Source organism: Staphylococcus sp. HMSC62A08 (genome assembly GCF_001839105.1).
GTDB lineage: Bacteria > Bacillota > Bacilli > Staphylococcales > Staphylococcaceae > Staphylococcus > Staphylococcus caprae.
On sequence record NZ_KV840054.1, the window covers coordinates 18,697 to 28,338 of the forward strand.

10 protein-coding genes are annotated in these 9,642 nt (G+C 31.6%); 3 read left to right on the forward strand and 7 right to left on the reverse strand.

Features of this window, described 5'->3' with window-relative positions:
* Positions 1 to 40: 40 nt before the first annotated feature.
* Positions 41 to 1,294, reverse strand: a complete 1,254-nt coding sequence (locus HMPREF3264_RS11645; protein ID WP_070873410.1) for an MDR family MFS transporter — start codon at positions 1,292 to 1,294, stop codon at positions 41 to 43.
* Positions 1,295 to 1,677: 383 nt separating this feature from the next.
* Here HMPREF3264_RS11645 and HMPREF3264_RS11650 point away from each other — a divergent pair, with 383 nt between their 5' ends.
* The gene (locus HMPREF3264_RS11650) at positions 1,678 to 1,890 is read left to right on the forward strand and encodes a hypothetical protein (RefSeq protein ID WP_002444818.1); all 213 of its coding nucleotides are present in this window, start codon (positions 1,678 to 1,680) and stop codon (positions 1,888 to 1,890) included.
* Between the two features lie 325 nt (positions 1,891 to 2,215).
* Here HMPREF3264_RS11650 and HMPREF3264_RS11655 read toward each other — a convergent pair whose 3' ends face one another.
* Together HMPREF3264_RS11655 and HMPREF3264_RS11660 are read right to left on the reverse strand one after the other, a co-directional pair.
* Positions 2,216 to 3,088, reverse strand: coding sequence for a hypothetical protein (locus HMPREF3264_RS11655; RefSeq protein ID WP_070873411.1), 873 nt, complete (start codon positions 3,086 to 3,088; stop codon positions 2,216 to 2,218).
* Between the two features lie 152 nt (positions 3,089 to 3,240).
* Positions 3,241 to 4,137 (reverse strand): LysR family transcriptional regulator, encoded by an 897-nt coding sequence (locus tag HMPREF3264_RS11660; RefSeq protein ID WP_070873412.1) that lies wholly within the window; start codon positions 4,135 to 4,137, stop codon positions 3,241 to 3,243.
* Between the two features lie 143 nt (positions 4,138 to 4,280).
* Here HMPREF3264_RS11660 and HMPREF3264_RS11665 point away from each other — a divergent pair, with 143 nt between their 5' ends.
* Entirely contained in the window at positions 4,281 to 5,471 is a 1,191-nt protein-coding gene (locus HMPREF3264_RS11665; protein WP_070873413.1) for an MFS transporter, read from the forward strand.
* 150 nt (positions 5,472 to 5,621) lie between these two features.
* Complete coding sequence (locus HMPREF3264_RS11670; RefSeq protein WP_044466768.1) at positions 5,622 to 6,224, forward strand: NDxxF motif lipoprotein; 603 nt, start codon at positions 5,622 to 5,624, stop codon at positions 6,222 to 6,224.
* 135 nt (positions 6,225 to 6,359) lie between these two features.
* Here HMPREF3264_RS11670 and HMPREF3264_RS11675 read toward each other — a convergent pair whose 3' ends face one another.
* From HMPREF3264_RS11675 to HMPREF3264_RS11690, 4 genes are all read right to left on the reverse strand, one after another.
* Complete coding sequence (locus tag HMPREF3264_RS11675) at positions 6,360 to 6,980, reverse strand: hypothetical protein (RefSeq protein ID WP_256323989.1); 621 nt, start codon at positions 6,978 to 6,980, stop codon at positions 6,360 to 6,362.
* A gap of 161 nt (positions 6,981 to 7,141) precedes the next feature.
* Positions 7,142 to 8,443: an LPXTG cell wall anchor domain-containing protein gene (locus HMPREF3264_RS11680; protein ID WP_070873414.1), complete on the reverse strand. Its 1,302-nt coding sequence runs from the start codon at positions 8,441 to 8,443 to the stop codon at positions 7,142 to 7,144.
* 5 nt (positions 8,444 to 8,448) lie between these two features.
* Positions 8,449 to 8,727: a YSIRK-type signal peptide-containing protein gene (locus HMPREF3264_RS11685; RefSeq protein ID WP_070873415.1), complete on the reverse strand. Its 279-nt coding sequence runs from the start codon at positions 8,725 to 8,727 to the stop codon at positions 8,449 to 8,451.
* A 288-nt stretch (positions 8,728 to 9,015) separates the two neighbouring features.
* The coding region (locus HMPREF3264_RS11690; RefSeq protein WP_141764500.1) for an LPXTG cell wall anchor domain-containing protein at positions 9,016 to 9,642 on the reverse strand (627 nt) is incomplete at its 5' end.

A 9,642-nucleotide genomic window follows, 5' to 3' on the forward strand; every position in this document is an offset into this window, starting at 1 on the left:
AATCACGAGCAATTCAGTAGGTTATTGAATGTGTTTTACATCATTTTTGTTTGATTAAAGCTTTTCCATTAAATTGACGAACTCCTCCGTATAATAGGAAACTGCCTACCATAAGAAGTACAAACATATAAAACGTCATGCCTACGGCATTCAGAAATACACCTAAAATAATGCCAAATCTTGCAAGTAAATTAGCAAAATGAAAGCTTAACGCATTTACCGCTGAATACGTTCCTCTTTTGTCAGCGGGTATCACTTTATATCGTTGTTCTCCAAAAATAGGAGAATAAATCATTTCGCCAAATGTTGCAATAATCATAAATATGATGAGTAAACTCAATTCATTTAAATATGTAATGCCTGAATATCCGATAACATAAAGGATAAGACCAATGAGAAGTGCTTTTTCATTGTTCATTTTCAAGATGTACTTAGAAATAAAATACGTGAGTACTATCACTACAATCGTATTCGTCATAATTAAAATAGAGTACATTCTCACCCCATCGATATGGATATGAAATAGAGAAATCGTCTCAAATTCCTGTTTTAATCTTATAGAAATATAAGATGAAGTAGATAACTCACCCATAATAAGAATGCTTGATCCTATAATTAAGTACATATAAATTTTGTCTTTTAATACTATCTGGTATTGATGTAAAAAGCCTTTCAAACTACGCGTATGGTTTAAAGGCATCTCTTTCTCTTCAGCGTTTGAAACATAACTTTGATCATTAGGAATCCAAATGTATAATGCGAAAAGTACAAGCGTGAAAATAACAAAAGCTATGAAAAAGAGTGCTGACTTATTCAAACTATACATTGTTCCCCCGATAAATGCGCCACAAGCCACAGCCACATTGGTGAGCCAATAACTCACTTTATAAATGTAATGTTCAACTTCTGGTGTAATCGCGTCCATTATAATTGTATCTATTAATGGCTGTGCCATACCGGATGAAATGCTAAATATTGAATACGCGATGCAGAATAAAATAATAAATATAAGTTGATTTGAAATTGTTACTGCCATCGTGAGTAAACTTATACATAAAATGACTTGGTAAATAAGTAAGGTACGTTTCTTAGGAAACCGTTCAATGATATGCCCTGAAATCATTGAAATCGGAAAGTTAAGTAACACTAACATAAAGAGAAACACACCCGAAAAAGTTTGGTTTACCATATCAGATAAATATAGCGCCATAAAAGGTAAAAATGCCATTGTTATTAAGTTCTCAAAAAAACTACATATCAATCTCACTTTTAAGGTGATGCTCATTTTCTTCATTTCATTGCCCCCTTTATATTTTTATTTGTTTTATCGGGCGGTGAAATCACCATGAATAATTATAGCCTGCCCTGTCACAATTTTGGTTATATTAATTTCTCAAAATATGTCATAAATAGTAATTTATTCAATAACTATGCAATTGGATTTAAGACATTTACTAAAAATTAAGGAAAAACTCCGTGAATTCTTCGCTTTATAAGTGGTCTAGTAGTCTAACGTCACTATACCGTTAGTCTTCCTTAATGAGGGAAAAGCTATTTACCTTTAAAATATTATTACAAATCGATTTGTTCATATGATTTTATCGATAAAATCATCATTAAAGTTGTCTTTTCTGTTTATCGTATTATGTTATTGTAAAAGAAAAAAGGAGTTTCAATATGGGTTATATCTTTTTATGGATATTTGCGATTTACGGTTTGATTCGATTTGTTTTTGGAATTGGAAAAGGTATAGCAAGTTTGATTAAAGGTATGATTAAAGGCGCCATCGATGGCTACCAACATCCTGAAAAATATCCAAATTATCTTTCTAAAGAAGAACAAAGACGTCAAAATTTTAGAAAAGAACGTGCACGTCAGAAAGATGCTTAAAATTGAAAGATGGTCGTTTACCTATTCCCCAGGAAATGACCATCTTATTTTGTTGAGTTAGTTGTTGAATTTACATATTGATTTTACATTAGACATAATAAGATAAGCTGTCGTGTATAACTTTGCAACGAAGCTATGTAATTACCTTGATAAAACAATTCATTGAATAACGTATCAGATGATCGAGTAATGTGGGGATGACTATTCTTAAAAGGCATGCTTAAGTACCTAACTGTCGTCTAAGAAAAGAAAAACTGGCCCTCACTGTATGAGAACCAGACTATAAGATTTATTCCTTTATGAAATTACGTAATACTAGGTAGAACTATTTAACTCGTTTACCATTTTCATCAAATTTAGCAACTTTACCATCAACAGTCGTGTAAGTGGCTACAATCTCACCGTCTTTATTACGACAATTGACTTTCCAATTACCATCTTTTTGCCAATTCACAACGTCCCACAGATATTTATCAGTATCTAATGGATGACCTTCTAAATTATTAATAAATTGATACACTTGGCTACTACCGTGAGCCATGATAACACCCCTTTCTTTCATTTCTCTATAAGATAAACCGTTATATTTCCATTCATCATTAGCTATTGGTAATTGGTTACTTACATGCATCTTATTAGCTAATTCTGGTAAAGCTTTATTCTTTTTGACTTTATCATAGACTTCTTGTGTACTATATTCCTTTCCCTGTTTGAGCAACTGTTTATAATTTTGAAGACGGATTTGCGAGCCACCAAGTATAATCTTATCGTTACTAATGCCAACGATTGATTGGAAACTATGATTACTTGGATATACTGAATAAAACTTCATACCTTTAGGTGCATTTGAAAATTTAGGATAATTGACTAAAACAAATTGATTAATTATTCGGGGATCGTCTTTGTCATTTTTATATGCTCCGGTTAAGATATTGTTTTTAGTAAGTGTATATTGGCCTTTATCATCAGCACAAAAAATGAGCGCTAATTTTGTTTTATAAGGCAGATTCTCTACTTTGTCTTTAGCTTTAAGATTTGTCTGTGTATTGTCTTCTGAATTCGTTTTGTTGGATGATTTTTCCTTTTTGGATTTAGTTTCTGTTTTGTTTTGATTCTTTTTCTGTTCTGATGAATTATCTGAGTTACATGCGACTAGAAATAGTGTCAAAGCTGTTGTGATGGCGAATAATTTTTTCATTCATTTGAATCCTCTCGATGTTATTTCATGGTGTAGTGAATTTCTTTATTTATAAATATATTTTATTATAATGAAATTATTTAATGAATGCGAACTCATTTTGTAAGTTAACTAACAAAATTTATTCCTTCTTTTTAACGTAACAATGGCATTTATTCATTATTCTTTAAATAATTAATAAATTCTTGTATTGTTTTCTCATTATGTTTTCCATCTTTAACTACTGCTAAAAATGATATAGCTGCATCGAAAGGTTTTCCGAGTGAGACCGCTTCAATCATTTCATCATTAAAGAAGTGTTCATTTTCTACCATTAAGTTGGAGACAATACCTATCCCAAGTCCCTCTGCAACTGTTCTCATCAATACAATCGGATTTGTAGTTTTGAATACGATTTTGAGTGGTCCATGTGTTTTTTCGAATTCTTTTAGCTGATGATGATAAAATCCACGATCATATAGAATAAATGGATAGTCTTGTATTTCCTCTAAATTGACGTAGTCCCTGAATGTTAATTTAGACTTTTTAGGAACGAGTAACTTAAATTTTGTTGTGAGATTCAATGATATTTCTCTGACTGGAAGTGTGTTTTCTTCAGTTTCTGGCTTTCCGATTAAACCAATATCAATTTCTCCTTTATCCACCATATCTACAATATCTTCACGATCTGCTTCTTTAACTTCGACATCTACTTGAGGATAATCATTTTTAAAATGTGATAGTGCTTTAGGTACAATTTTATGGAAAAGTGTGGGTATCGTCGCAATTTTCAATGTACCTGCAATATCTGTTTTCATATTTTGAACTTCTACTAATAAATCATTTTGAGATTCTAATATTTCTAATATATATGGTATAAGTCGTTGCCCTTCTTCAGTTAAAAATGTTCCTTTACGAGAACGTTCAAACAATTTATAACCTATTTCTTTCTCAAGATTCGCAATTGATTGACTCATCGCAGATTGGCTAATATGCATTTTCTCACTAGCATGTATCATCGATTCCATTTCATAAACTGTCTTTACATAAGCAAGTTGTTCAAAATTCATGTGTTCACTCCCCCACTTTTATATTAGTAACGCTTATAAATACTTCATTAATTCTAATTATACATTAGTAATATTAATTATTATAATATATGGGTAATACAATTATATGTACGGGAAAATTCAATTATTTTAGGAGGGAAATAATGGAAACACGTCTTTGGACTAAGGACTTTTTATCCGTGACGTTCGTGAATTTCTTTATGTATTTAATTCACTACATGTTAATCGTCACGATAACTGAATATACAATAGACGAGTATCATGCATCTGAAAGTGTTGGCGGTTTAGCCGCTGGTATATTCATCATAGGGATGTTAGCGGGACGTCTTGGTTCAGGTAGAATTATTGATAATCTGCAACCTAAATTAGTATTACTTTCAGGTACGATTTTCTCTGTAATTGCAGTAGCACTTTATTTCACAATCAATAGTTTATGGGTATTGATGCTTATTCGTTTAATTCACGGTATTGCTTTCGGATTTTCATCAACTGCAACAGGTACGATTTCTTCTCGAATTGTTCCTGAAGATCGTAAAGGCGAAGGTATCGGCTATTATGGTTTAAGTGTCACATTAGCATCTGCAATTGGTCCATTTTTAGGTTTAGTTTTCAATAAGAATTTAGGTTTCGAATCTATCTTCGGAATTAGTTTAATCAGTATCGTTGTTGCACTTATATTAACGTTCTTTATTAAAAAATTGCCTGTCTTAGGTAATACAACAGAAAACGAAGAACGACCTAAAGGTATTCATGCCTATTTACAAAAAGAAGCTTTACCTATTTCTATGGTAATTGTACTCGTTGGTGTCGCATATGCCAGCGTCCTTTCATTCTTATCTATTTATGCTGAAAAAATCAATTTAGTTACTGCATCAAGTTTCTTTTTCGTTGTTTTTGCAGTAGTCACATTTGTTACACGTCCGTTTACAGGTAAAATTTATGACAATTATGGTGAAAACAAAGTCATGTACCCTGTATTATTCAGTTTTATGATAGGACTCGTTATTTTAGGTTGCACACATTCTAGCTTAGTATTATTAATTGCGGCAGCATTTATCGGTTTCGGTTACGGTACCATCGTTCCAACTGCTCAAGCTATTGCGATTCAACAATCACCGCCTAATAAAATGGGACTCGCTACATCTACTTTCTATATTTTTACAGACTTCGGTGCAGGCATGGGACCATTTATTCTTGGAATGATTATTCCATTCTTAGGTTACAGAAACCTATATATCCTAATGGGAGTCGTAGTTATTATTGCTATTATCATTTACTTATTTGTTCATGGTAGACATCACACAAAACCATTTAAAACTAGAGAGAATGAATAGTCACTTTGTTTTTTGAAAATAATACGGTTAGCAGTTTCGTCATGAAATTGTTAGCCGTTTTTTTATAAAATAATTTACGATTAGTATCTGAAAAATAGGTTAAATGAAATATAGATAATAATATTAAAAATGATATAAAGGAGTTTTGTTATGAAAAAGATAACTATTCTATTAGCAATAGCCATTATTTCATTAGGTCTTGTCGGTTGCTCAGATCAATCAAGTGATAGTCACAAATCAAAGCATCACTCTGATAATAAACATCACTCAATACATAATACTAAAATTCCAAAAAAGATATTTAGCAAAACTGATAAAGATAAAGACATTTCTAAGCCAACGATGAAAAAAGATATTAAACTTTATTTGGATAGTGATAGAAAACTAACCGATGCTTTAGAACCATATCAAGATAAAATAAGCTCTGAGAAAAAGTTATCGAAGAAACAATTGAATAAATTTAAACATATTGTCGATTTACAACACAAAAATAATCATAGATTTGATGAATATATTAATAATAATTCATTACCTAATCATAAATATGAACTATATACTAAAAAAATAAATGATTATACAGCTCATGTTGATCAACTTTATAAAAAAGAACTGAACATTGCGAAGGAAGGGAACAGTGTTAAAAAAGCAAGTAAATTAGCTGATACAGATAAAAACGTTAATGGTAAAGAGCAGAAACAGATTGAAGATTTCTTAAAAGAGGAAGATATAAAAACCATTGCTTATGATAAATAAATGAGTTGATTGTTGATACTATTTAAAGGCGCTCAAAGACAGAATCCTGTTACTTTGAGCGCTTTTTTATTCTTATTATTGTTTTACGTGAAACATATATGTAAAATACATCGATGATTCATCAGTATTATCAATTTATAGGGAAGCGAGTATTGCCTCAACTATTTTATTGGCTTTCTTATGTAGTTTATTTGTTTGATAAACTTCAATAAATGCACGTTTAATGACTTTATCTAAATGGTTTGTTCTAAAATCGTCATTTAAAACTTGAGTTAAAATATCTTTGTTATTTTTAAAAATCCTTTTCAAAATCAAAGCCATATCTTCCATAAATATTTCGAAATCCTGTGGATTTTCATTTGGATTTATAAACGGGGTAACTTTCCCTCTAATATTTAATAAACTAAATATATCTTGATTATACTTTTGTTCAAGTTGAGGAGACAATTGAATTTCATTAAGTACCTTATCACTCTGAAATTCATGAAATGCTAAGTAAACTTCTTCATCGGCTAAAGTATAAATATGAGAACTTTGTGGTTTCACCTCACCATAACGTGCTTGATTTTTACACAACTTACACAAATAAAGTTTGATTAAAATAAAAGCTGCATTTTTAATATAAATTATATTTTCAGTTTCATTTTCATCTAACTTTTCATCAGCTTCAGTAAATAATTCATTATGAAATTGAATCATTTTATCCAAACGTTGATTTAATAAATATAAGGTTAATATATTTTGTGTAATTGTCACCCCTCCTTTATAAACTTATTTTATCATTAACGATCCTATATATTCATATAATAATTTTTAAAGCCATAAACACAATGATTTAAGATGAATATCCCACATAAGTGAATTTAAATCTAACGCTTGGAGATTCCCCCATCATTTGTCTATGGCTTTATCTTAGGTTATTTTATTGTACGTCGTTTTTCTCTTCTTAATATAAATATGCTACCTATGATTAATAGTATAGCTGCAATAAAGCTAATGATACTTTTAGTAGTTTTACCTGCTTGTGGTAGGTTTTGATCTTGTTTTTCAGTTTTACTCTCTTCTTTGTATTCATATTTAGCTTTTTCATGGGGTCCCGAAATTGACGTTTTGGTGTCGTCTTGATGTGATTGCGGTGTTTCTGAATCATCTCTCACTTTTTTATTCACTTGAGGATTTTCTCTAGTTGTTGTCTCTAATTTAACTCCCTTAAATGACTCTGAGTTTTTATTACTCTTTAATGGTTGATATTCTAGTTCATTTGAAGTTTTTTTTTCTTTACTTTTTTGTTTTGAACTTTCAATTTTCCTATCATCTTTATTATTAATGTCAGTGTTTGAATAATCATTTTCAGAAGAAGCGCCTAAATTGGGTTGAGTGGATGAAAGATGATCTTGAGTAGACTCATTCATAGAAAGAATTTCAAATGATAAATTAGTGTAATTTGTAGGTTCTGACAATTCATCAACGACTGCAGTAATATTACCATACTCATCTTCTGCACTAACATGTGAAAATTTGTAAGTCGATGGAGCAATATTCTTAGGAATCTGTAGTGCAATATCGGCCATCCACGTACCATCTGGTAAACGTGTCATATCTTTAGCATATGCAAATTTATTAATACCGTCTAAACCTATGTAAGGTGTATTAACGAATCCTAATGAAACTTCTTTTAGTTGACTCGCATCTTCAATATGAACACGTGCATGTATTGTATTACCTGGGTAATATTGCTCCTTATCAACCGTCACGCCAAGAATTTGTGGTGCTTCTGTATCCACTGCTTCTTTATTCTTAATGTTAAATTTAAGATGATCTGTATTCATTGATGATGGAGCTAAACCTGGCGCCACAGTATCTCCATTGCCACTTGCATCGTCAGCGACGACTGCTGCAAAGCTAAATGATGTATCTCCAATTTTATCAGGAATCTTGAGATTTATATCTACAGTCCATAGTCCACCTTGACCTTTATGCATATTTTCAGGCTTTGCAATTTCATTGATTGAAGACGTTCCCACACGTGTGTCGTTGGAAAATCCGATTGATACGTCACTGAGTTGACCTGCTTCTTTAATTATTACACGTGCTTTCACTGTCTCGCCTGGTGCATATGTATGCTTATCTATATCTACATCTATAATTTGTGGTGCTGTAGTATCATGATTAGATGAACCTTGATTTGGTTCGCTTTGATTTAGTGAATATGGTGCCATTGTTGCTAGTTTCGATGAACTTCGTTGCGACGAAAGTTTGGGAGGTTTTTTTGTCGATACCGTTGAAACATTTTCCCGTTTATCGAGTTGATTTCTGATACTTTATCTGACACTTGTGTTTCATCACTGCCCGATGACGTAGTCGCGTGTACCCCTTCCGTTTGAGAATGTTGCTCTGCTGCGGAAACATCCTCATGCCCACTTAAAAAGATAATGCCTCCGATAACGATTGAACTTGCCCCCACTGCAAATTTTCTAATACTAAATTTGTGTTGTTTTATCATGTTAGTCTCCAATTATATAATAAATTTACAGTATAAATTTCCGTTTATTTAATATTACTTTACGTTACATGTATATTCAATATAATTTTTAAGTAACTAGAAATATTTATCTTTTCTTCACTTGAAAATTAATCTTCAGACCCTCAAGGTCACGATTATAAGAATTTGATTTGCTATGTAATTAAATTTGCATGCAAATGTAATAGATAAGATAAATAAGGAGGATGAAACTAGATCGTTTCACCCTCCTATTTTTACCTATTCAGTTTTAAAAGAATTTTGAGTAAATTACTCTTTTTCATTGTTGTCTTCATCTTTTCTACGACGTTTAAATAGTAGTAATAATGCACCTAGACCTGCAAATAGAGAACCAAATAGAATCCCTTTACTTCCTTTCTCTTCACCAGTTTCTGGTAAATCCGTTTCACTATTGTTTTTACCATAGTTTGCTTTACTATGATCACGTTGCGATTGAATAGGTTGTTCTTCTTGGTTGTTAGAAGTATTTGTAGCACCGTTTATCTTTTGATGTTCATTGTGATGAGTATAACTAGGTTTGGATTGATTTCCGTTTGTTTGATTATCATCATTGTTTGACTGTGATTTATCTGGATGATTTACATGCTCATTATGACTAGGTTTCTCTACATGATGATTGTTTGAACCTTTAGAATTGTTATGCTTGTTTGGTTCTGGATTCACTCCATCATGATGGTTTGGATTATCAGGTTTAGCATTATTGCCGTTGTGATGATTTGAATCATCAGGTTTATCGCCTTTTCCATGTTTATGAATACCTTCAACTATGACATCAGATGGTTTTGATATGTTACCTGATGTGTCCGTTGCTGTCACGCTGATGTGATCTCCACCTTTTAGATGTTCATCGGTCGGCACTTCGATGTGATAGTTGCC

Excerpts from the sequence above, each read along its gene's own strand:
- HMPREF3264_RS11645 (WP_070873410.1), bottom strand. The coding sequence starts at position 1,294 with ATGAAGAAAATGAGCATCACCTTAAAAGTGAGATTGATATGTAGTTTT.
- HMPREF3264_RS11650 (WP_002444818.1), top strand. The coding sequence starts at position 1,678 with ATGGGTTATATCTTTTTATGGATATTTGCGATTTACGGTTTGATTCGA.
- HMPREF3264_RS11655 (WP_070873411.1), bottom strand. The coding sequence starts at position 3,088 with ATGAAAAAATTATTCGCCATCACAACAGCTTTGACACTATTTCTAGTC.
- HMPREF3264_RS11660 (WP_070873412.1), bottom strand. The coding sequence starts at position 4,137 with ATGAATTTTGAACAACTTGCTTATGTAAAGACAGTTTATGAAATGGAA.
- HMPREF3264_RS11665 (WP_070873413.1), top strand. The coding sequence starts at position 4,281 with ATGGAAACACGTCTTTGGACTAAGGACTTTTTATCCGTGACGTTCGTG.
- HMPREF3264_RS11670 (WP_044466768.1), top strand. The coding sequence starts at position 5,622 with ATGAAAAAGATAACTATTCTATTAGCAATAGCCATTATTTCATTAGGT.
- HMPREF3264_RS11680 (WP_070873414.1), bottom strand. The coding sequence starts at position 8,443 with ATGGCACCATATTCACTAAATCAAAGCGAACCAAATCAAGGTTCATCT.
- HMPREF3264_RS11685 (WP_070873415.1), bottom strand. The coding sequence starts at position 8,727 with ATGATAAAACAACACAAATTTAGTATTAGAAAATTTGCAGTGGGGGCA.